At 66.0% G+C, this 20,673-nt stretch carries 20 protein-coding genes and 1 riboswitch; of the genes, 14 read left to right on the top strand and 6 right to left on the bottom strand.

What is annotated here, in order from left to right; genetic code table 11:
* Positions 1-64 precede the first annotated feature (64 nt).
* The 3 genes from ACAM42_RS29440 to ACAM42_RS29430 form a co-directional block, all read right to left on the bottom strand.
* Positions 65-997 carry a pseudouridine synthase gene (locus ACAM42_RS29440; RefSeq protein ID WP_369630266.1) on the bottom strand — a complete coding sequence of 311 codons (933 nt, stop codon included), beginning with the start codon at positions 995-997 and terminating at the stop codon, positions 65-67.
* A complete protein-coding gene (locus tag ACAM42_RS29435) occupies positions 994-2,310 on the bottom strand; it encodes a leucine-rich repeat-containing protein kinase family protein (protein WP_369632815.1) in 1,317 nt (438 codons plus the stop codon). The genes ACAM42_RS29440 and ACAM42_RS29435 overlap by 4 nt, the downstream gene beginning before the upstream one ends.
* A gap of 112 nt (positions 2,311-2,422) precedes the next feature.
* Positions 2,423-3,481 (bottom strand): MBL fold metallo-hydrolase, encoded by a 1,059-nt coding sequence (locus ACAM42_RS29430; RefSeq protein WP_369630265.1) that lies wholly within the window; start codon positions 3,479-3,481, stop codon positions 2,423-2,425.
* Between the two features lie 94 nt (positions 3,482-3,575).
* On the opposite strand from ACAM42_RS29430, the gene ACAM42_RS29425 reads away from it, so the two are divergent.
* From ACAM42_RS29425 to ACAM42_RS29390, 8 genes are all read left to right on the top strand, one after another.
* On the top strand, positions 3,576-4,019 hold the full coding sequence (locus ACAM42_RS29425; RefSeq protein WP_070062936.1) for a MerR family DNA-binding transcriptional regulator: 444 nt from the start codon (positions 3,576-3,578) through the stop codon (positions 4,017-4,019).
* 12 nt (positions 4,020-4,031) lie between these two features.
* Positions 4,032-4,766 carry a carbonate dehydratase gene (gene can / locus ACAM42_RS29420; RefSeq protein ID WP_062478745.1) on the top strand — a complete coding sequence of 245 codons (735 nt, stop codon included), beginning with the start codon at positions 4,032-4,034 and terminating at the stop codon, positions 4,764-4,766.
* Between the two features lie 35 nt (positions 4,767-4,801).
* The gene (gene aceK, locus ACAM42_RS29415) at positions 4,802-6,622 is read left to right on the top strand and encodes a bifunctional isocitrate dehydrogenase kinase/phosphatase (RefSeq protein WP_062478759.1); all 1,821 of its coding nucleotides are present in this window, start codon (positions 4,802-4,804) and stop codon (positions 6,620-6,622) included.
* Between the two features lie 69 nt (positions 6,623-6,691).
* Entirely contained in the window at positions 6,692-7,876 is a 1,185-nt protein-coding gene (locus ACAM42_RS29410; RefSeq protein WP_095746933.1) for an acetyl-CoA C-acyltransferase, read from the top strand.
* Positions 7,877-7,966: 90 nt separating this feature from the next.
* The gene (locus ACAM42_RS29405; RefSeq protein WP_369630264.1) at positions 7,967-9,214 is read left to right on the top strand and encodes a glutamate carboxypeptidase; all 1,248 of its coding nucleotides are present in this window, start codon (positions 7,967-7,969) and stop codon (positions 9,212-9,214) included.
* A gap of 40 nt (positions 9,215-9,254) precedes the next feature.
* Entirely contained in the window at positions 9,255-10,385 is a 1,131-nt protein-coding gene (locus ACAM42_RS29400; RefSeq protein WP_062478737.1) for an acyl-CoA dehydrogenase family protein, read from the top strand.
* An 8-nt stretch (positions 10,386-10,393) separates the two neighbouring features.
* Positions 10,394-11,230, top strand: a complete 837-nt coding sequence (locus ACAM42_RS29395; RefSeq protein WP_369630263.1) for a metallophosphoesterase — start codon at positions 10,394-10,396, stop codon at positions 11,228-11,230.
* 119 nt (positions 11,231-11,349) lie between these two features.
* A complete protein-coding gene (locus ACAM42_RS29390) occupies positions 11,350-11,697 on the top strand; it encodes a hypothetical protein (protein WP_095947903.1) in 348 nt (115 codons plus the stop codon).
* A 16-nt stretch (positions 11,698-11,713) separates the two neighbouring features.
* Here the strand turns inward: ACAM42_RS29390 and ACAM42_RS29385 are convergent, their stop codons facing one another.
* On the bottom strand, positions 11,714-12,628 hold the full coding sequence (locus ACAM42_RS29385) for a hypothetical protein (protein WP_369630262.1): 915 nt from the start codon (positions 12,626-12,628) through the stop codon (positions 11,714-11,716).
* 436 nt (positions 12,629-13,064) lie between these two features.
* On the opposite strand from ACAM42_RS29385, the gene ACAM42_RS29380 reads away from it, so the two are divergent.
* Together ACAM42_RS29380 and ACAM42_RS29375 are read left to right on the top strand one after the other, a co-directional pair.
* Positions 13,065-13,625 (top strand): GNAT family N-acetyltransferase, encoded by a 561-nt coding sequence (locus ACAM42_RS29380; RefSeq protein WP_369630261.1) that lies wholly within the window; start codon positions 13,065-13,067, stop codon positions 13,623-13,625.
* Positions 13,626-13,835: 210 nt separating this feature from the next.
* A complete protein-coding gene (locus ACAM42_RS29375; protein WP_369630260.1) occupies positions 13,836-14,942 on the top strand; it encodes a hypothetical protein in 1,107 nt (368 codons plus the stop codon).
* A gap of 72 nt (positions 14,943-15,014) precedes the next feature.
* Here the strand turns inward: ACAM42_RS29375 and ACAM42_RS29370 are convergent, their stop codons facing one another.
* The gene (locus tag ACAM42_RS29370) at positions 15,015-15,425 is read right to left on the bottom strand and encodes a hypothetical protein (RefSeq protein ID WP_369630259.1); all 411 of its coding nucleotides are present in this window, start codon (positions 15,423-15,425) and stop codon (positions 15,015-15,017) included.
* Between the two features lie 168 nt (positions 15,426-15,593).
* Here ACAM42_RS29370 and ACAM42_RS29365 point away from each other — a divergent pair, with 168 nt between their 5' ends.
* From ACAM42_RS29365 to ACAM42_RS29350, 4 genes are all read left to right on the top strand, one after another.
* Positions 15,594-16,025, top strand: coding sequence for a YchJ family protein (locus ACAM42_RS29365; protein ID WP_095746929.1), 432 nt, complete (start codon positions 15,594-15,596; stop codon positions 16,023-16,025).
* 27 nt (positions 16,026-16,052) lie between these two features.
* A riboswitch (TPP riboswitch) is annotated at positions 16,053-16,158 on the top strand.
* Between the two features lie 92 nt (positions 16,159-16,250).
* Positions 16,251-18,134, top strand: coding sequence for a phosphomethylpyrimidine synthase ThiC (gene thiC, locus ACAM42_RS29360; protein WP_062478718.1), 1,884 nt, complete (start codon positions 16,251-16,253; stop codon positions 18,132-18,134).
* Positions 18,135-18,208: 74 nt separating this feature from the next.
* Complete coding sequence (locus tag ACAM42_RS29355) at positions 18,209-18,901, top strand: HAD family phosphatase (protein ID WP_062478714.1); 693 nt, start codon at positions 18,209-18,211, stop codon at positions 18,899-18,901.
* 86 nt (positions 18,902-18,987) lie between these two features.
* Complete coding sequence (locus ACAM42_RS29350) at positions 18,988-19,314, top strand: thioredoxin family protein (RefSeq protein WP_070062914.1); 327 nt, start codon at positions 18,988-18,990, stop codon at positions 19,312-19,314.
* A gap of 275 nt (positions 19,315-19,589) precedes the next feature.
* On the opposite strand, the gene ACAM42_RS29345 is transcribed toward ACAM42_RS29350, so the two are convergent.
* On the bottom strand, positions 19,590-20,630 hold the full coding sequence (locus tag ACAM42_RS29345) for an AraC family transcriptional regulator (RefSeq protein ID WP_062478709.1): 1,041 nt from the start codon (positions 20,628-20,630) through the stop codon (positions 19,590-19,592).
* Between the last annotated feature and the right edge of the window lie 43 nt (positions 20,631-20,673).

Raw genomic sequence — 20,673 nt, 5'->3', positions numbered from 1 at the left:
AAGAGAGGAAGTTCAATTCCCGTCAGGAGAAAGCTTAGTCCGCGACGCGCCCGCGCCGCGTCACCTAGGCGGCAGCAGCAGGAGCAGAAGGCAGCGCCAGCCGGCGAGGGCTCTCGAAGGTGCGCAAGGCGCCGCTCAGCGGGTCGACAAAAGCCAGCGACCGCGCCAGCAGCTGCAGCGGCCTGTCGAAGTCGTCGTTCCCCGCCGGCTGCAGCGTGGGATAGAACGGGTCGTTCACGATCGGCAAACCCAGCGCCTGGCAGTGCACCCGCAGCTGGTGCTTGCGGCCGGTGACGGGCGAGAGTTCCAGCAGGGCATGGCCGTCGCGCGCCTCCCTCAGCACGATGCGGGTCTCGGAATTCGGCTCGCCGGGCGCTTCGCGCATGCGCATGAAGTGGTCGTCGTCCACCAGCCGGCTGCGGTACACGGCGGGCACCGACGACACGCCCTCGTGCCACGGCACGACGGCTTCGTAGTGCTTGTCGATGCGCCGCTCGGGAAACATCGCCTGGTAGGCGCCACGCGTCTCGCGGCGCACCGAGAACAGCACCAGCCCCGAGGTGTTGCGGTCGATGCGGTGCAGCGGCACGAGGTCGTCCAGGCCGAGCTTGCGTTTCAGGCGCACCAGCAGGCTCTGCTGCACGTACTTGCCAGTGGGCGTGACGGGCACGAAGGGCGGCTTGTCGACCACCACGAGGTCGTCGTCCTGGTGCAGCACCAACTCTTCAAAAGGGATGGGCGCCTCGGCGTCGAGCGCGCGGTAGTAGTACACGCGCAGCGGCGACTCGTAGCGCCGCGTGGCGGTGATGGGCACGCCGTGCTCGTCGCACACGTCGTTCGCTTCAATGCGCGAGAGCCAGGCCTCGCGCGAGATGGCGGGGAAACGCTCGACCAGAAACTCGGCGATGGTGGGCCAGGGGCCGTAAGGCAGCGAGACACAACTCGGGCTCACGCCGTCGCGCGTGGGCATCGGAACGGGGAAGCGGGGGCGCGTCATGGCGCGGCGGCGTCCAGCACCGATAGCACCTCGGCGAACGATGGCCGCGCCGCCACTTCGGGTTGCTGGCAGCGCGCCGCGAGCGTGGTCAAGGGCGAAGAAGCCGCATCGTCGCAGCGCTCCGCCAGCTCTTCGAGCAGGCAGCCGAAGGCGCGCATCTCCACGCCTTGCAGCGCCTTCGCGTGCACCGGATCGAGCGCGCCGGTCATCCAGCCCGCACCGAAGTCGCCGAGCCGCCCGCCGTCCTGCGCGTGCCAGAGGATGTTGTGGCCGTACAGGTCGCCATGCAGCAGGCCGCGCGCATGCAGGTGCGCCATGGCCGCGGCGATGTCGCGCGCGATGCGCAGCGCGGTGCCGGTCGTCCAGCGCGCATCGTCGGCGTAGACGTCGCGGGTGCACGAAGCCAGGCTCGGCGGGCCGGCCAGGGTGCGGAACGAGGGCGGCACCAGCGCCATCACCAGGCCTTCGGTGCCGTCGGGGTGGCCGTCGATGCGGCCCTGTGCGGCGATCAGCGTCGGGTGCGCGCCGGCCGCGATGCAGGCCGCCATCTCGCTGTGCGGCCAGCCGTCGCTGGTGACGGCGCCCTTGAACAGCTTCACCGCCACGGGCTGTGTAGCGCCATCGGGTGTGGCCAGCGTGGCACGGTGGATCACGCCCGAGGCGCCTTCACCGAGCTTCGGGCCGAGCGTCAGGTCGCGCCAGTCGACGTGCGGCACGGTGGGCGCGTCGATGGCGGCGTCTTCGGTCGGCGCGTCGAACGGATTGCCCGCGCAGGCCAGCCAGGCCAGGCGCGGCAGCGTGTGCAGCCAGTCGGGCAGCGCCTCGAAGCGGTTGGCCGACAGGCGCAGCAGCTCGATCTGCCGGCAGCGGGCCACCGACGGCGGCAGGGCGCGTAGGCGGTTGCCGGCCAGCATCAGCTTCTGCATGCGGGTGCAGTCGCCGAGGGTGTCGGGCAGTGCCTCGATCGCGTTGTCGGTCAGGATCAGCCAGCGCAGCGAGGGCGGCAGCGCCTCGGCGGGCACGTGGGCGATGCGGTTGGCCTTGAAGCCCACGATGTCGAGCTTGCGGCACTGGCCGATGGAGGCCGGCAGTGCGGTGAACCGGTTGTCGGAGCAGAACAGCACGCGCAGCCGGTGCAGCCGGCCGAGGTCGTCGGGCAGCGCACTGAGCGCATTGCCCGTGAGGTTCAGCGTTTCGAGGGTGTCGGCGAGCGCAAAAATCTCGCGCGGGAACTCGGTGAGTCCGCACGAGAGGTCCAGTCGTCGTGCGCCAGCCAGCCGGCCGGCGCGCAGCTCAGCCAGCGTGTTCGACATTGTCATTCCCAGAGTCTATGCGGCCGCCGCCGGGCCGCCCCAAGGCGAGCCGCGCCTCCCCCTCGGGGGGTGGAGTTACACGCAGCGAAGCGAAGTGAAAAGCCGGGGGGCCTCAGGCTGCGCCGAAGCGGTAGATGCCGTCGGCATCCAGCGTGCGCTTCACCTGCCCCGAGAACCACAGCAGGTGCAGGTGGGCCACGGTCTCGCCCATGGCGAAGGTGATCTGGTGCAGGTCGAGCTCGCGCTTGAACAGGATCGGCAGGCCCTCCGATGCCGTGATGGGGCGCGCGAGGCAGGCTTCGAGCAGCTCGGCCAGGCGGTCGCGGTGGTGCTCCTGCAGCTGGTCGACGCGGCGGTGGATGCCGGTGAAGGGCTTGCCGTGCGAGGGCAGCCCCAGCGTGTCGGCCGGCAGGGCCTTGAACTTGTCGATGCTGTCCAGGAACAGGCGCAGCGAATTGGCCTCGGGCTCGCCTGCGTGCACGCTCACGTTGGTCGAGATGCGCGGCAGCATCATGTCGCCGCCCAGCAGCAGCTTCGGCTCGGCGCAGTACAGCGCGATGTGCTCGGGCGCATGGCCGTAGCCGCTGATGCAGCGCCAGTCGCGCCCGCCGATGCGGACGATGTCGCCGTCCATCATGCGCACGTAGCGGGCGGGCACGCTGGGCACCATGTTGGTGTAGTAGCTGGTGCGTGCGCGGATCTTGGCGATCGACTCGGGGTTGGTCAGCCCGTGCGAGGCGAAGAAGTCGGCCGCCGCATCGCCGCCCGCGAGCGTGTCGCCGGCGCTGCACAGCACGCGTGCCACGTGGTAGTCGGTGGCGCTGATCCACAGCGGCACGTTCCAGCGCTGGCACAACCAGTCGGCCAGGCCGATGTGGTCGGGGTGCATGTGGGTCACGATCACGCGCAGGATCGGCAGGCCCTGCAGCTGGGTCTCGAAAATCTGCTCCCACTGCGCGCGGGCCTCGTCGTGCGCGATGCAGCAGTCGACCACGGTCCAGCCCTCGACGCCGTCGATCGCGTCGCGCAGCAGCCAGAGGTTGATGTGGTCCAGCGCAAAGGGCAGCCGCATGCGGATCCAGCGTACGCCGGGCGCGACTTCCAGTGCTTCACCGGCGGCGGGCAGGGTGTCGCCCAGGGGGTAGTGGAGTTCGCGTTCGAGGAGGTTCATGTATGATTGACGTTTACGTAAACGTCATGGGTTGAGGCATCATTGTAGAGAATGCGCCGCCAACCTGCTGTCGCCCCCGCAACCCTTGCCGCCCATGCCCGCGCAGACCTTCACCATCAGCCAGCTCGCCAAGGAGTTCGACCTCACGACGCGCGCCATCCGCTTCTATGAAGACATGGGCCTGCTGTCGCCGGAGCGGGCCGGCCTGCAGCGCGTGTACAGCGCGCGCGACCGGGCACGGCTCACGCTCACGCTGCGCGCCAAGCGCCTGGGCCTGACGCTGGTCGAGGCGAAAGACATCCTCGACATGTACGACAGCCCGCGCGACACCGTGCCGCAGCTGGAAAAATTCCTGGGCGTGCTCGGCGCCCACCGCGCGCAGCTCGAGGCGCAGCTGGCCGAACTGCAGGCCAACCTCGCCGAAGTGCGCGAGCACGAGAAAAAGGGTCGCGCCACCCTGACCAGGGCGCAGAAGGCCGCCAAGGCCGTCCAGGACGCCCGAGGTGGCGAAAACACGCCCGACACGACGACTCACTGACAATAGACCACCATGCCCTCCGACAACCTCGACGACCTCTTTGCCCACAACCGTGCCTGGTCCGCCCAGATGGAGCGTGACCGGCCCGGCTTCTTCACCGGCCTTGTCAAGCAGCAGACGCCGCGCTACATGTGGATCGGCTGTTCCGACAGCCGCGTGCCCGCCAACCAGATCACCGGGCTGGAGCCGGGTGAAGTGTTCGTGCACCGCAACGTCGCCAACATCGTGGTGCACTCCGACCTCAACGCGCTCTCGGCGATCCAGTTCGCGGTCGAGCACCTGAAGGTCGAGCACATCATGGTGGTCGGCCACTACGGCTGCGCCGGCGTGAAGGCTGCGCTCAGCGGCAAGCGCATCGGCCTGGCCGACAACTGGATTCGCCACATCCAGGACGTGCGCGACCGCCACAGCGTGATGCTCGACAGCCTGCCCGAAGACGTGCGCGTCGACGCGCTGTGCGAGCTCAACGTGGCCGAGCAGGTGGTCAACGTGGCCGTCAGCACCGTCATGGTCGATGCCTGGGCGCGCGGCCAGAAGGTGCGCATCCACGGCTGGACCTTCGGCGTGCACGACGGCCTGCTGCAAGACCTCGGCCTGAGTGTCGAGGGCGACAAGCCGCTCGACGCCATCTACAAGGCCGCCGTGCAGCGCATCCGCTACAAGTGGAGCAAGCCGGCCGGCGCCTCGCCGTCGGCGCAGGCGGGTGCCGACGGCACCGAAGGCACCGAGACCCCGCCAGCCGCCTGAGCGAACCCGCCGCTGCCATCGCCGGTCCTGTCGCCATGTTCCCGCAGCGCCTCGATTCCCCGCTGGCCTACGACATCGCGAAGGCGATGATCGACGGGTTCAACCGGCACTACCGGCTGTTCCGGGCCGAATCGGCGCGCGCCAAGCACCGCTTCGAGACCGCCGACTGGCACGGCCAGCAGCGGGCGCAGCGTGAGCGCATCGAGTTCTACGACCTGCGCGTGAACGAGGCCGTGGCCCGGCTCGAAAAAGAGTTCAAGGCCGGCGACCAGCCCATGGAGGTCTGGCACCAGGTCAAGCTGCACTTCATCGGCCTGCTGGTGAACCACCACCAGCCCGAGCTGGCCGAGAGTTTCTTCAACTCGGTCACCACGAAGATCCTGCACCGGGCCTACTTCCAGAACGACTTCATCTTCGTGCGCCCGGCCATCAGCACCGAGTACATCGAGCCGCGCGGCGCACCCACCTACCGGCCGTACTACCCTTCGCAGGCGACGCTGCCCGACATCATCGAGCAGATGCTCGACGACTTCGCGCTGCAGGGCAGCTACGCCAACAAGCGGCGCGACGCCGAGCGCGTGGCGCACGTCATCCTGAACCGCTTCCACCAGGTCAAGCTGCGCGCCAACTTCCAGCTGCAGGTGCTGTCGGGCCTGTTCTACCGGAACAAGGGCGCCTACGTGGTCGGCAAGATCATGAACGGCTTCACCGAGATCCCGTTCTCGCTGCCCATCCTGCACGACACCCACGGCAAGTTCTACATCGACGCGGCGCTGTTCGGCGAGGACGACCTGCAGATGCTGTTCAGCTTTGCACGCGCCTACTTCATGGTCGACATGGAGGTGCCCTCGGCCTGGGTGCAGTTCCTGCGCTCGCTCATGCCGCGCAAGCCGCGCGCCGAGATCTACAACGCGCTCGGCCTGGCCAAGCAGGGCAAGACGCTGTTCTACCGCGACTTCCTCTCGCACCTGAACTACTCGAGCGATCGCTTTCGCATCGCGCCCGGCATCAAGGGCATGGTCATGCTGGTGTTCGACCTGCCCTCGTTCCCTTTCGTGTTCAAGGTCATCAAGGACTTTTATCCGCCGCAGAAGGACACCACGCGCGAGCAGATCAAGGGCAAGTACATGCTCGTGAAGCAGCACGACCGTGTGGGCCGCATGGCCGACACGCTCGAGTACAGCAACGTGGGTTTTCCGCTCGACCGCTTCGAGCCCGAGCTCATCGAAGAGATCCGCAAGTTCGCGCCCAGCCAGCTCGAGATCGGCGACCGCGACGGCAACGGGGAGATGGAAGTCGTGCTCAAGCACGTCTACATCGAGCGCCGCATGATCCCGCTGAACATCTACCTGCAGGAAGCCTTTGACACGCTGGCCCACCCCGAGAGCCCGGCCCAGGCCCGGCGCGCCAAGGACCAGCTGGAGCACGCGGTCATCGAGTACGGCAACGCCATCAAGGACATGGTGGCCGCCAACATCTTTCCCGGCGACATGCTGTGGAAGAACTTCGGCGTCACGCGCGGCGGCAAGGTCGTGTTCTACGACTACGACGAAATCGAATACGTCACCGACTGCAAGTTCCGCAAGGTGCCTACGCCGCGCAACGAAGAAGACGAGATGAGCGGCGAGGTCTGGTATTCGGTCGGCCCGAAGGACGTGTTCCCCGAGACCTTCGAGCCCTTTCTGCTGGGCAACAAGGACGTGCGCGCTGCCTTCATGGCGCACCACGCCGACCTGCTCGACGCCGCCTTCTGGCAGCACCACAAGGAACGCATCCAGGCCGGCCAGATGCTCGACGTGTTCCCGTACGAAGAGTCGCAACGCTTCCAGCACGAAGGCCATGCGACGCATTTCTGACCGCCCGTTCCCGATTTCTGTTTTCGTTTTGTTCCTGACTTCACTTTCACATTCCTGAAGGAGACCTCCATGTCCGAATCCATCGTCATCGTCGGCGCCGCCCGCACCCCCATGGGTGGCTTCCAGGGCGATTTCTCGTCCCTCTCCGCGCACGACCTGGGCGGCGCGGCCATCAAGGCGGCCGTCGAGCGCGCCGGCATCGCGCCCGAGAGCGTGGGTGAAGTGCTGTTCGGCAACTGCCTCATGGCCGGCCAGGGCCAGGCCCCGGCGCGCCAGGCGGCCTACAAGGGCGGCCTGCCCGACAGCGCGGGCGCCGTCACGCTCAGCAAGATGTGCGGCTCGGCCATGAAGGCCGCGATGCTCGCGCACGACCTGCTGCTGGCCGGCACGCACGACGTCATCGTGGCGGGCGGCATGGAAAGCATGACCAACGCACCCTACCTGATGCTCAAGGGCCGCGGCGGCTACCGCATGGGCCACGACAAGATCTATGACCACATGATGCTCGACGGCCTCGAAGACGCCTACCAGCCGGGCCGCTCCATGGGCACCTTCGGCGAAGACTGCGCCGCCAAGTACAACTTCACGCGCGAGCAGCAAGACGCCTTCGCCATCGCCAGCGTGCAGCGCGCCAAGGCCGCCACCGAATCGGGCGCCTTCAAGGACGAGATCACGCCCGTCACCGTGAAGGGCCGCGGCGGCGACACCGTCATCTCCATCGACGAAGGCCCGGGCAAGGTCAAGCTCGACAAGATCCCCACGCTCAAGCCCGCGTTCAAGAAAGAAAACGGCACCATCACCGCCGCATCGAGCTCGTCGATCAACGACGGCGCCGCCGCGCTGGTCATGATGACCGAGTCGCACGCCAAGAAGATCGGCGCCAAGCCGCTGGCGCGCATCGTCGGCCACGCCACGCACGCGCAGCAGCCCGAGTGGTTCTCCACCGCGCCGGTCGGCGCCGTGCAGAAGCTCTTCGCCAAGACCGGCTGGAGCGTGAAGGACGTCGACCTGTGGGAAGTGAACGAAGCCTTCGCCGTCGTGCCCATGGCCCTCATGCACGAGCTCGACGTGTCGCACGACATCGTCAACGTGAACGGCGGCGCCTGCGCGCTGGGCCACCCCATCGGCGCCAGCGGCGCGCGCATCATGGTCACGCTGCTGCACGCACTGAAGGCGCGCGGCAAGAAGCGCGGCGTCGCCACGCTGTGCATCGGCGGCGGTGAAGGCACCGCGGTCGCGCTCGAATTGCTATAACGCCAGGAGCCGCCGGCGCCCGGGAGAGGGCGTCGGCTGGTTTCCACCCCGGACAGTTCAAACAAAACCATGCGTAGAGCAGGAGATTTCATGCGCCCATCTATTCACCGTACCGCCGTTGCCGCCGTGCTCGCTACCGCCTTCGTGGCAGGTGGCGCCTGGGCCCAGAAGCGCGACAACGTGCTGTTCCAGGCCGCCACCGACGAGCAGCCGGCGGTGATCAAGACGCTCGAGAAGCTCGTCAACATCGAGACCGGTACCGGTGACGCCGAAGGCATGGCCGCCGCCGGCGCGTACCTCGAAGGCGAACTCAAGAACCTCGGCTTCACCGTCACGCGCAGCAAGTCGGCCGGCCTCGTGGTCGGCGACAACATCGTCGGCAAGCTCAAGGGCCGCGGCGGCAAGAACCTGCTGCTCATGTCGCACATGGACACCGTGTACACCAAGGGCACGCTCGCCAAGGCGCCGTTCCGCATCGAAGGCGACAAGGCCTACGGCCCTGGCATCGCCGACGACAAGGGCGGCAACGCCGTCATCCTGCACACGCTCAAGCTGCTGAAAGACTACGGCGTGCGCGACTACGGCACTATCACCGTGCTGTTCAACACCGACGAAGAAAAAGGCTCCTTCGGTTCGCGCGACCTGATCCAGGAAGAAGCCAAGCTGGCCGACTACGTGCTCTCGTTCGAGCCCACCAGCGCCGGCGACGAAAAGATGTCGCTCGGCACCTCGGGCATCGCCTACGTGCAGGTCAACATCACCGGCAAGGCCTCGCACGCGGGCGCTGCGCCCGAGCTGGGCGTGAACGCATTGGTCGAGGCCTCCGACCTCGTTCTGCGCACGATGAGCATCGACGACAAGTCGAAGAACCTGCGCTTCAACTGGACCATCGCCAAGGCCGGCAACGTGTCGAACATCATCCCCGCCAGCGCCACGCTGAACGCCGACGTGCGCTACGCACGCAACGAGGACTTCGACGCCGCCATGAAGACCCTCGAAGAAAAGGCACAGCAGAAAAAGCTGCCCGAGGCCGACGTCAAGGTGCTCGTCACGCGCGGCCGTCCGGCCTTCAACGCGGGCGAGGGCGGCAAGAAGCTGGTCGACAAGGCCGTGGGCTTCTACAAGGAAGCCGGCGGCACCGTGGGCGTCGAAGAGCGCACCGGCGGCGGCACCGACGCAGCCTACGCGGCGCTCTCGGGCAAACCCGTGATCGAAAGCCTGGGCCTGCCCGGCTTCGGCTACCACAGCGACAAGGCCGAGTACGTCGACATCAGCGCGATTCCGCGCCGCCTGTACATGGCCGCGCGCCTGATCATGGACCTGGGCGCCGGCAAGTAAGCCTCGCACCCACCGACAAGAAAGAACTGGAGACAACGCCATGCTACTCAGCGCAGACCAGGAAGCCATCCGCGACGCGGTGCGCGATTTTTCGCAAGCCGAGTTGTGGCCCAACGCCCCGAAGTGGGACCGCGACCACAGCTTTCCGAAGGAAGTTCACCAGGGCCTGGCCGCGCTGGGCGCCTACGGCATCTGCGTGCCTGAGGAGCATGGCGGCGCGGGCCTCGACTACCTCACGCTCGCACTGGTGCTCGAAGAGATTGCAGCCGGCGACGGCGGCACCAGCACCGCCATCAGCGTGACCAACTGCCCCGTCAACGCCATCCTCATGCGCTACGGCAACGCGCAGCAGAAGAAGAAGTGGCTCGAGCCGCTGGCCCAGGGCCAGATGCTCGGCGCCTTCTGCCTCACCGAACCGCAGGCCGGCAGCGATGCCTCGAGCCTGCGCACCACCGCGCGCAAGGACGGCGACGGTTACGTGATCGACGGCGTGAAGCAGTTCATCACCAGCGGCAAGAACGGCCAGGTCGCCATCGTCATCGCCGTGACCGACAAGGGCGCCGGCAAGCGCGGCATGAGCGCGTTCATCGTGCCCACCGACGCGCCGGGCTACAACGTTGCGCGCCTGGAAGACAAGCTCGGCCAGCACAGCAGCGACACCGCGCAGATCAACTTCGACAGCTGCCGCATCCCGGCCGAGAACCTCATCGGCGCCGAAGGCGAGGGCTACAAGATCGCCCTCGGCGCACTCGAAGGCGGGCGCATCGGCATCGCCGCGCAGAGCGTGGGCATGGCCCGCAGCGCCTTCGACGTGGCCGTGGCCTACGCCAAGGAACGTCAGGCCTTCGGCGGCGCCATCTTCGACCAGCAGGCCGTGGGCTTTCGCCTGGCCGAATGCGCCACGCAGATCGAAGCCGCGCGCCAGCTCATCTGGCACGCCGCCAGCCTGCGCGACGCCGGTCGGCCCTGCCTGAAAGAAGCCGCCATGGCCAAGCTCTTCGCCAGCGAGATGGCCGAGCGCGTGTGCAGCGCCGCCATCCAGACCCTGGGCGGCTACGGCTACGTGAACGACTTTCCGCTGGAGCGCATCTACCGCGACGTGCGCGTGTGCCAGATCTACGAAGGCACGTCGGACATCCAGAAGCTCTTGATTCAACGCGCGCTCGCCTGATCGATCACGTGAGCCGGCGCCGCGGCCGACCCTGGGGCTCGATCGCTGCGGCACTCGTGCTCGCGGCGCTGGCCGCCTGGAGCGTCGTCATCGAGCCGCGCTGGGTGGCCGCGCGTGTCGAGCCCTTGGGCTCGGCGCAGTGGCAACCCCCGGCCGGCCTGAAGGTCGCCGTGGCCAGCGACTGGCACCTCAGCACGCGCTCGCTGTGGCGCGTGACCAGCGCCGACCGCGCCGCGGCCATTGTCGACCAGATCAACGCGGCGCAGCCCGACGTGATCCTGCTGCCCGGCGACTTTTTAGCGGGCTCCGGCGACGACGAAGACTTTTCCATCGAAGCCATGGCCGCCGTGCTCGGCCGCCTGAAGGCGCTGCAGGGCGTGTACGCGGTGCTCGGCAACCACGACTGGTGGCACGACGGCGAACACACCGCCAAGGCCCTGTCCGCGCAGGGCATCCGCGTGCTGGAGAACGCCTCGGCGCGCCTGCCGGGGCACGACCTCTGGGTGGTCGGCATCGGCGACGACTCCACCGGCCATTCGCAGCCCGACAAGGCCCTGGCAGGCGTGCCACCCGGCGCCGCCACGCTGGTCATGATGCACGACCCCTTCAGCTTCGCCGGCATGCCGCGCACGCAGGGGCTCGTGGTGGCGGGGCACACGCACGGCGGGCAGATCAGTGTGCCGGGCTACGGCGCCTTGGTGGTGCCCGGGCGTGCGCCGCGTGAGTGGGCCTATGGCTGGATCGCGCACAAGGACCACAGGCGCATGTACGTGACCAGCGGGCTTGGCGTGAGCATCTTGCCGGTGCGGTTCAACATGCGGCCTGAGTGGGTGATGTTTCGGTAGGGTGGTGCGTGGGCGCTTGACGGGCGTCGTGGAGGCCGCGAACATTGCCGTCGCCTCGTGATGAGCGGGGTCGGGATTGGCGTCCCGCTGACATCCTGCGTAGCAATCCTTGGAGGCCTATGGCCAATGCTTCAAGCGCAGTCACCGACGCCGGTTGTTCCTGTGTGTCTTCCCGTTCCAACGCCCAGTTCAAGCCCTTCGAATGGGTGCAAGGCGAACGGCTCCCTCCTTCACTGCAAAGCCACGCGGCGTTTCTCAACGAGGCGCGCGATGTGGTGCAGGGCGCGCAGACGCTGGTTCAGTTGCTCGAATGGGATGAGGACCGGCGCGACGCCGCTTCTCTTGATGCAGATGCAGCTCCGCTTTTCGATGCAGGCCGGCGCAGTTCGCTGCAGCGGTTTCTTGCGGTCTCACTGGGACTTCTGCATGCGCGGATTGAAGCGCAGTGCGAGGCGTTGGCCGAGTAGCTCGCGCCGCGTGACATCAGTCGGCTGTCTTGCCGCTCGCCACATCTGCGACCTTTGGGGCCAGAGACAGCAGCGCAAGCCTCAACCTGGGCTGCGCCGACGCCAAGTCCGAGACAAGGCCTGTGTAGAAGGGATAGATCTTTCCGCTTGGGCCATCGAAGATGATGGTCTGGCGTCCCAGAAAGGCCTTCGTCTTCGCGTCATACATGGCCATTCCCACGGAGACGTTCATGCGGTACTCATTCAGGGGGGCCGGCGCGTTCCAGAACGCGATCGGGCTGATCTGCAGCAGCATTTCCGAATCGGTGGGTTCGGCATCATCCAACGAGCCTGAGTGATAGCGCTCGCCGTCTTCCTTGCTTGCAGGCCAGAGCAATGTGTTGGTCTTTCTGCTGGCGATGACGGGCTGCATTCCTCGCTGCCGCAGTGCGGGCAGCAAGGCATCCATGAACTCCTGCTGCGGGTTCCAATCTGGGAAGAGCTTTCGCACTTCGCGGTCGAAGCCCTGCGCCTTTCTTTGCGTGTCGTCCGCGCTGGCCTGAATCAATGCGCCCACAAGGCCGGCAGCCACCAAGGACGAGGCTCCGGCACTTCGGCTCACAGGCGGTGACGCCGTTTGCTGGGCCAGGGTGGACGCAATCGCATCGCCCGCATAGTCGCCGCGCAGCGTGTAGTCGACATTGGAAAAGAACATGTCCGATCGACTTGAAAAATGGAAGTCGAAGTAGGGCGCCATCACACCGATCAATGCCAGGTTCTTGAGCGGTGGTGTTTCGATGATGGTGACGGTGCTCTTCCCGCGCACCTTGTCCGCTGCGATCTGGGGATGGACGGCACATCCCGAGAGGATGAACATCGCCAGCAGGAAGCACAGGGCAACGCGCAATGAGCTGAAGTTGGCGATGGTTCTCGAAGTGGGAAATGGGGTCATGGGATGAGGATGGTGTTCAACGTATCGGTCGCATGGGCGCGACCCGCGACGCAGGATAGATGCAGCATTGACACCGTGCCCTCAGGCTTTTTACCAAGAGCGGTGTTCTGTGCGGCGGGTTCGACGGACATCCGCAACACCGTTCACCTTCATGTCCGGCGCGCTCCCATCCTCGTCGGTTCTTTGCGCTCGCATCCCGCGTGGCTACAGTCGGCCAGAAGCGGTCGTTGCCGCTAGCGGTCAAATGCGCGTCTCAGCCGAACGGCGGTCGGCGGTTTTGTCGAAATCTGTTATGCCCGTACGTTCATGCAGTACATCGCTCTAAGGCATTGACTATGAAAGACATTCAGGAGTTCTGCCGCCAATGTGATCCCGCAGGCGGTCTACAAAGTTCGCAGAAGTGCGAGATACATCAAAGTTTGACTGGAGGTAGCTTATGGTCGATTTTCCAGCGCTGGAGACATCCCGACTCACGCTGCGTGAGATCGTGGAATCGGATGCGGAGAATATTCTTCGAATTCATGGCGACGCCGAGTACATGAGATGGTTCGGATCGGATCCGCTTCGCGATCTTGACGGCGCCGCGAAGTTGGTCGCTACGTTTGCCAGTTGGCGGAAAGAGCCGGTTTCCGGTGCACGTTGGGCCGTGGAGTTGAGAGACCAGCCAGGACTGATTGGTACATGCGGCTTGTTTCGCTGGAATCGAAACTGGAGATCCTGCATCATCGGTTACGAAATCGCTCCGGCGCATCAGGGCCGCGGATACGCGAAAGAAGCTCTAAAAGCAATCATCACTTGGGGTTTCCGAGAGGTGCAGTTGAATCGAATCGAGGCGCAGGTACACCCTGACAACACGGCATCTCTGGCCTTACTCGAGGCGCTCGGGTTCCTACAAGAGGGGCGGCAGCGGGAAGCTGGGCACTGGGCGGGCCGGCACCACGACCTCCTGCAGTACGCTCTACTCAATGCGCAGTGGAGTACAGCGAATGCGGTCTAACCTTTTGCTGCAGCGGATGGCTTCGCCCACCACTGAGCTTGCACGTTGAGTGTCTGATTTAGGACCCGTCCGGTGACTGCTATGGGCCCAAAAGGGACTTTGGGAAAGTAGGAAATGAGCGTTCGAAATCGGACATCTGTTTGCGCTCCCTCCGGCTTTCTCTGGTTTAGGGATATTTGCTAGAACGAGAGCCATTTCATGCCAACGCCTATGCACGACTTCGTGGCCAGTTTCGAACTGGCCAAGCGCGATGAAGATCTAAAGTACCAACTCATCAAAAACCTCCTGACAGACAAGCTCTTACTTCCATCGACCTCCACGCTGGCCTCATCCACAGCCGACATCATTACTTGGGTCATTCAGGACGCTCGATCGAGGTATGCAAGCAACCCCGAAAGACTGGTCGCTGCGATTTCAGCCTCGACAGAAGCCAATGCATTGGCGGTGTGGAGCAGCTCGCGGAATGATTGGATTGTTCTCAGTTACGGCCTAATGGAGCGGCTTCAGAGCGGTGCAGACAACCTCGGTGACCGCATCGCTGCGGCGTTTCCGGAAGTGATGCATTCCGAGTTGATGCAACGCCTGCTCCAGAAAAATTCGCTGCCAGGATTCAGAACGACACTCGGATCGTTCATCTACTTTGGTGCGATCGCGTTCTTCGCCGGCCACGAAGCGGGGCATCACCTGTCGGGCCACGATGGACATTTCGTCAAAGGCGCTCACGCGGAACATTCGAACACGTCAGACATGCTGGAGAACAGCGCGTGGCTGAGGGCACAAGCACTGGAACAGGACGCCGACCTGATCGGTCTGGATCTAGCCAGGAGGGGCATGACCAAACTTCTCATGCAACTTTGTGAAGTTGGTAGCTTCAGCCCAGCACAGCAGCAGTCCTATCAACGCGTGCTGGCCGTGCTCATTGCCGTCGGTGCTATGGCCGCCGTTCTGCGCGTCGTCCCACGAGAGATCGAATGGGAGGGCGTGCCGAGGCTTCGCCACCCGCCCTCCGTGGTGCGAGTGCTGACATTGGCAGCAAGCCTCTCGGCATCATTTAAAGAATCGTTTGGCCAGCTCGACGCAACGTCTCGTAAGTGGATTCGACTGATGTCACTTGAGATCGCAGCCAGCGCGACCATTCTGCCAGGAACGCCAGTGGACAAAATCTACCAAGAGCGACTTAAGCGCGGCGGCGAGCCCGCAGCCATTCGCGCTACTGGAATTCGAAAGGCTCTGAACGACCCTCAGTTTCGTGACTATCTTGGGCGGCTCGCAACAGAACTGCAGTTCGTGCGTCCAAAATTAAAGCCGCGCACGTAGCCTTTCGGGACGCACGAATGCCTAGCCGTCACTCGCGACTATCCGCTCTTGGCCGGTTGCAGGCAGACAAACCTATTGCGCGTGAACTCTAAATCCCAAGTAGAGAAAAAACGCCACAACCGCCCCGACGATGGCAAGCCCAACCGACCATGGAATGTCCATGTCACTGCGCTCGCGACGCGAGACGCCATCCATACGGGTCAGCATCGTGCGTCGCTGGTCCGGCGTGTTGATGAGGAGCTTGACGACGCCTGCAATGCCGCAAAGGGCAACAGCGCCCCCGATGATCATCCATCCCCACACTTCCATATTGAACGTGACGGGAAATGCACCATCGGCGCTTGCGACAAAGGGTTCGCGTCCCCTTCGCGTGACAACGATTTGTCCGGCGCGCCATGCGTCGAATCCGTGCAGAAAGGCGAAGACGCCCAAGGAGAGGGTCGCAGCGAGCAGAAAGAACAGCTTGAGGAGTCGCAAAAGCATGCTTTGGTGTTCAGCTTGAAGGAGCGAAACGCCGGACGACTTTAGCGGCACAAGCCATTGGCGCAAGAGGCCCCGGCGCCCTTGGCCCCGGCAGGTCCTCGCAAAGCGGGCATGCCCGGAAGCCCCCCTTCAGCCCCCGCCGCGCCAAGTGTTCCAATAGAGCCCTTCATGAGCGCCACCGACCCCACTCCCGGCCCCTGCCCTTGCGGCCGCACCGACCGTCGCGACAAGCCCATTGGCTACGCCCTGTGCTGTGGGCGCTACCTCGACGATTTCGAGAACACGCCGGCGCCCGACGCCGAATCGCTGATGCGTTCGCGCTACTCGGCCTTCGTGCTGGCGCGTGCCGATTACCTGCTCGCCACCTGGCATGCGTCGAAGCGGCCAGCCTCGGTCGAGTTCGAGCCGGGCGTCAAATGGCTGGGGCTGGACATCCGCTCGCGTTCGGTGCTCGACGCCGACCACGCCGAGGTCGAGTTCGTCGCCCGCCAGCGCGGCGCGACGGGCGTGGCGTTCCGCCTGCACGAGCGCAGCCGCTTCGTGCGCGAGGACGAGCGCTGGTTCTACGTCGACGGCGACCTGCACCAGCCCCCGGGTTGACGGCGGCGGGCTTCGGCCCGCACAATCGGCCCCGCTCCGGGGTGCACGCATGTGGCGTGCTGAGATGGCAAAGCTGCCGACCCGCGAACTTGATCCGGGTCATACCGGCGTAAGAAGAGCTGCACTCCCTGACTTCGGTCCGTCACTCCCTTTTCTGGTGGCGGGCCTCCCGAGGTCCACTGAGCGATTGCGGAGCACCCTTTCCCTCAACAAGGAGTGCCTCCGATGAATGCCCCCGACAAGTTCACCTCGCTGCTGTCGCTGACGCGCGAACCCTTTCCCGCCTCGCACAAGTGCGTCATTCCGGGCAGCCGGCCCGACCTGTTCGTGCCCGTGCGCGACGTGGCGCTGACCAACGGCGAAACCGTCTCCCTGTACGACACCTCGGGCCCCTACACCGACCCGAAGGTCGAGATCGACGTGCGCCGCGGCCTGCCCGACGTGCGCAGCGCCTGGGTCATCGAGCGCGGGGACACCGAAAGCTACGAAGGCCGCACGCACCACGCGCTGGACGACGGCGCCAAGAACGAAGACCGCGACGCGCAGCGCCTGGCCGAGCTGCGCGCCGGTGCCTCGGCGCTGCAGCGCACGCCGCGCCGCGCCAAGTCGGGCGCCAACGTCACCCAAATGCATTACGCGCGCCGCGGCATCGTCACGCCCGAAATGGAATACGTGGCCCTGCGCGAGAACGGCAAGCGCGAGTGGATGGCCGAGTACCTGGCCAACGAAGAGCGCGCCAAGCGCGTGGCGGGCAACCCGATGGGCGCGAGCATTCCGCGCATCATCACGCCCGAGTTCGTGCGCGACGAAGTGGCCCGCGGCCGCGCGATCATTCCCGCGAACATCAACCACCCTGAGGTTGAGCCGATGGCCATCGGGCGCAACTTCAAGGTGAAGATCAACGCCAACATCGGCAACTCGGCCGTCACCTCGAGCATCGAGGAAGAGGTCGAGAAGCTGGTGTGGGCCATCCGCTGGGGCGCCGACAACGTGATGGACCTGTCGACCGGCAAGAACATCCACACCACGCGCGACTGGATCGTGCGCAACTCGCCGGTGCCCATCGGCACGGTGCCGATCTACCAGGCGCTCGAAAAGGTGGGCGGCGTGGCCGAAGACCTCACCTGGGAAATCTACCGCGACACGCTCATCGAGCAGGCGGAGCAGGGCGTCGACTACTTCACCATCCACGCGGGCCTGCGCCTGCCGTTCATCCACCTCACGGCGGACCGCATGACGGGCATCGTGTCGCGCGGCGGCTCGATCATGGCCAAGTGGTGCATCGCGCACCACAAGGAGAGCTTCCTCTACACGCACTTCGAAGACATCTGCGACATCATGAAGGCCTACGACGTGAGCTTCTCGCTCGGCGACGGCCTGCGCCCCGGCTCGGGTGCCGACGCGAACGACGAGGCCCAGTTCGCCGAACTGCGCACGCTGGGCGAGCTCACGCAGATCGCCTGGAAGCACGACGTGCAGACCATGATCGAAGGCCCGGGCCACGTGCCGATGCACATGATCCAGGCCAACATGGACGAGCAGATCAAGCACTGCCACGAAGCGCCGTTCTACACGCTCGGCCCGCTGACCATCGACATCGCGCCGGGCTACGACCACATCTCCAGCGCCATCGGCGCCGCCATGATCGGCTGGGCCGGCACGGCGATGCTCTGCTACGTGACGCCCAAGGAACACCTGGGCCTGCCCGACCGCGACGACGTGAAGCAGGGGATCATTGCCTACAAGATCGCCGCGCACGCGGCCGACGTGGCCAAGGGCCATCCGGGTGCGCGCTCGCGCGACGACGCCCTGAGCAAGGCGCGCTTCGAGTTCCGCTGGCAAGACCAGTTCAACCTGGGCCTGGACCCCGACACGGCGCGCGAATTCCACGACGAGACGCTGCCGAAGGATTCGAGCAAGGTGGCGCATTTCTGCTCGATGTGCGGCCCCAAGTTCTGTTCGATGAAGATCACGCAGGAGGTGCGTGAGTACGCGGCCAAGAAGGGCGTGGCCGAGGCGGCTGCCATGGCCGAGGGCATGGAAGAGAAGTCGAAAGAATTCATGGCTGGCGGCGGCGAGATCTACATCCCGATCCGTCCCGTCGCCTGAGATAGCCTGAGTCTCCCCGTGCGGAAAGGGTGCGTTGCTACCATGGGGCCAGACCCCTGAACTCCAGCCTCGCAATGACCCCTTTCCCCTTTTCCGCCGTTCTCTTCGATTGCGACGGCGTGCTCGTCGATTCCGAACCCATCACCAACCGCGTGCTCGCCGACATGCTCGGCGAGCTCGGCTGGCAGCTCACGGCCGAGGAATCGATGAACATCTTCACCGGCAAGGCCGTGAAGGACGAGACGGCGCTCATCGAGGCCAAGACGGGCTTCAAGATCACCGACGACTGGCTGCGCGGCTTCCGCGCCCGCCGCAACGAGGCGCTCGACCGCGACCTCGTCGCCATTCCCCATGCGCCCGCCGCCATCCGCGAGATCCACGCGCGCCTCAAGGGCCGCATCGCCTGTGCTTCGGGCGCCGACCGCCACAAGGTCGAGTTGCAGCTGGCCAAGGTCGGCCTGCTCGACTGCTTCGAGGGCCGCATCTTCAGCGGCCACGAGATGCCGCGCTCCAAGCCGCATCCCGATGTGTACCTGGCCGCGGCGGAAGCGCTCGGTGTCGACCCGAAGCGCTGCGCGGTGGTCGAAGACACGGTCACCGGCGCGATGGCCGGCGTGGCCGCAGGCGCCACGGTGTTCGGCTACAGCACGGGCGAATCGGGCCACAGCGGCCCGGGCGCGCTGCGCGCCGCGGGCGCCGTGGCCGTGTTCAGCGACATGACCGGGCTGCCCGCATTGCTCGCCGGCTACGGCCTGCAGGCGGCCTGAGTTTCTGGTGCAATGACGCCCGTCAGCGTGTGGCGCGCCCGTCGCCTGCACGCGCTCCTTCCCACGAATTCGCAAGGACCCCGCCCATGACCTCCGAGTACCAGACCGAGCAACCCGACCGCAGCGAGATCGACGCGCTCCAGGGCCCGGCCGTGGTGGAGTTCGGCACCAACTGGTGCGGCATCTGCAAGGCCGCGCAGCCGAACATTGCCGAGGCCTTTGCCCAGTACCCGAACGTGCGCCGCATCAAGGTGGAAGACGGCAGCGGCCGCCCGCTGGGACGCTCGTTCAACGTGCGGCTGTGGCCCACGCTGGTGTTCATGCGCGACGGGCAACAGGTCGCGAAGCTGGTGCGGCCGGAAGACAGCCAGTCGATCGCCGATGCGCTGGCGTTGATCGATTCGCCGGCCTGAGTTTCGCTATTCAGGGCGACGCTCCCGCCGACGGGGAGCCTTGCTCCGCGAATGTCCTCCGCCCTTCGGGCTCCCCCTTGATTTCGCTGCGCAAGGCACCCCATCGACGTGAGCGTTGGGCAGTGCGGCTGTTGATGGCCAGCACAACGACAGCGCTCAGCGGGCGCAGGACACCGGGTGCTTCCCGCAGCGAAATCAAGGAGGAGGGCGAAGCCCGGGGGACATTCGCGGAGGGAAGTACCCGGTGGCCTGTGCACGTGCCCTGAACGGGCGCCCTACAACCCCAGCTGCCGAAAGTCCCGAGGCGCGTGCCCCGTCCACTGCAGGAACGCACGCGAAAAGCTCTTTTCGTTGCGAAAGCCCACCGCCAGCGCCACCTGCTTGATCGGCCGCGTGGTCCGGCGCAGTTGCTCCACCGCCAGTTCGTGCCGCACCTCGTTCTTCAGTACCTGCAGCGAGGTGCCCTCTTCATGCAGCTGTCGGTGCAGGGTGCGCCCCGACACGTTCAGCAACCCCGCCAGCGCCTCGGCCGTGGTCGCCTCACCGGCACGCGCGCGCAGCAGCTCGCGCACGCGCTGGCCCAGCAGGCGGTCGCGGCGGTACTGCAGCACGGTGAGTGGCAGGGCGCGCTTGAGCATGGTGCGCAGCGCGCGCTCGTCGCGCAGCAGCGGCAGCGCGAGGTAGCGCTCGTCGAAGCTGATGCTGGCCTGCGGCGCGTCGAAGTGCACGTCGGGCGTGAACATCAGCGGGTAGGCGTCGCGGTGCGGCGGCGCCGCGAACGGAAAGGTGGCCTGGCGCAGCGAGATGCGCGAGTCGATGGCCCAGCACACGTACCCGTGCATGAAGCGCAGGCTCGTCACCAGGCAGAACTCGCGGAACGCCGGGTCGAGCGGGCGGTTTTCGGTGATGCGCAGCGTGGCCACGCCGCCGGCCACCTCCAGCGCGAGCGTGATGTCCTCGGTCAGCAGGCGGTGGTGGCGGCACCAGCGTTTCATGGCCACGCCCAGGTCGGGCGAGGTGAGCGAGGCGCGGCACAGCATGCCGTAGCTGCCCCAGGGCAGGCGGCGCGAGAACCAGCCCAGCGCCTCGTCGTCCAGCTCCTGCATCGCGTGGCCCGACAGCGCCTCGAACTGCGCAGCCGTCACCCGGGCACCCGGGCGGGCCAGCTCGCGCGGCGCGATCTGTGCCGCCTGCAGGGCCTGCGCCGGGTCCTTGCCGTAGCGGGCATACCCTTGCACGATGGCTCGCACGAAGGCCATCGGCGTGACGGCGCGGGCGGGTCGCAGGAAGGCGGGGGACGACGTGGTGGAGGGCATCGGTCGTGGCGCAATTTGCAACCATTGTGGCGCCAATTGCGGC

Source organism: Variovorax sp. V35 (assembly GCF_041154465.1).
In the GTDB taxonomy this organism is placed as follows: domain Bacteria; phylum Pseudomonadota; class Gammaproteobacteria; order Burkholderiales; family Burkholderiaceae_C; genus Variovorax; species Variovorax boronicumulans.
The sequence above is the reverse complement of the archived record's forward strand: the minus strand, read 5'-3'. Positions and strand labels throughout refer to the sequence as shown.

Coding starts and splice junctions, on each gene's coding strand:
- ACAM42_RS29440 (WP_369630266.1), bottom strand. CDS start 997: ATGACGCGCCCCCGCTTCCCCGTTCCGATGCCCACGCGCGACGGCGTG.
- ACAM42_RS29435 (WP_369632815.1), bottom strand. CDS start 2,310: ATGTCGAACACGCTGGCTGAGCTGCGCGCCGGCCGGCTGGCTGGCGCA.
- ACAM42_RS29430 (WP_369630265.1), bottom strand. CDS start 3,481: ATGAACCTCCTCGAACGCGAACTCCACTACCCCCTGGGCGACACCCTG.
- ACAM42_RS29425 (WP_070062936.1), top strand. CDS start 3,576: ATGCCCGCGCAGACCTTCACCATCAGCCAGCTCGCCAAGGAGTTCGAC.
- can (WP_062478745.1), top strand. CDS start 4,032: ATGCCCTCCGACAACCTCGACGACCTCTTTGCCCACAACCGTGCCTGG.
- aceK (WP_062478759.1), top strand. CDS start 4,802: ATGTTCCCGCAGCGCCTCGATTCCCCGCTGGCCTACGACATCGCGAAG.
- ACAM42_RS29410 (WP_095746933.1), top strand. CDS start 6,692: ATGTCCGAATCCATCGTCATCGTCGGCGCCGCCCGCACCCCCATGGGT.
- ACAM42_RS29405 (WP_369630264.1), top strand. CDS start 7,967: ATGCGCCCATCTATTCACCGTACCGCCGTTGCCGCCGTGCTCGCTACC.
- ACAM42_RS29400 (WP_062478737.1), top strand. CDS start 9,255: ATGCTACTCAGCGCAGACCAGGAAGCCATCCGCGACGCGGTGCGCGAT.
- ACAM42_RS29390 (WP_095947903.1), top strand. CDS start 11,350: ATGGCCAATGCTTCAAGCGCAGTCACCGACGCCGGTTGTTCCTGTGTG.
- ACAM42_RS29385 (WP_369630262.1), bottom strand. CDS start 12,628: ATGACCCCATTTCCCACTTCGAGAACCATCGCCAACTTCAGCTCATTG.
- ACAM42_RS29380 (WP_369630261.1), top strand. CDS start 13,065: ATGGTCGATTTTCCAGCGCTGGAGACATCCCGACTCACGCTGCGTGAG.
- ACAM42_RS29375 (WP_369630260.1), top strand. CDS start 13,836: ATGCACGACTTCGTGGCCAGTTTCGAACTGGCCAAGCGCGATGAAGAT.
- ACAM42_RS29370 (WP_369630259.1), bottom strand. CDS start 15,425: ATGCTTTTGCGACTCCTCAAGCTGTTCTTTCTGCTCGCTGCGACCCTC.
- ACAM42_RS29365 (WP_095746929.1), top strand. CDS start 15,594: ATGAGCGCCACCGACCCCACTCCCGGCCCCTGCCCTTGCGGCCGCACC.
- thiC (WP_062478718.1), top strand. CDS start 16,251: ATGAATGCCCCCGACAAGTTCACCTCGCTGCTGTCGCTGACGCGCGAA.
- ACAM42_RS29355 (WP_062478714.1), top strand. CDS start 18,209: ATGACCCCTTTCCCCTTTTCCGCCGTTCTCTTCGATTGCGACGGCGTG.
- ACAM42_RS29350 (WP_070062914.1), top strand. CDS start 18,988: ATGACCTCCGAGTACCAGACCGAGCAACCCGACCGCAGCGAGATCGAC.
- ACAM42_RS29345 (WP_062478709.1), bottom strand. CDS start 20,630: ATGCCCTCCACCACGTCGTCCCCCGCCTTCCTGCGACCCGCCCGCGCC.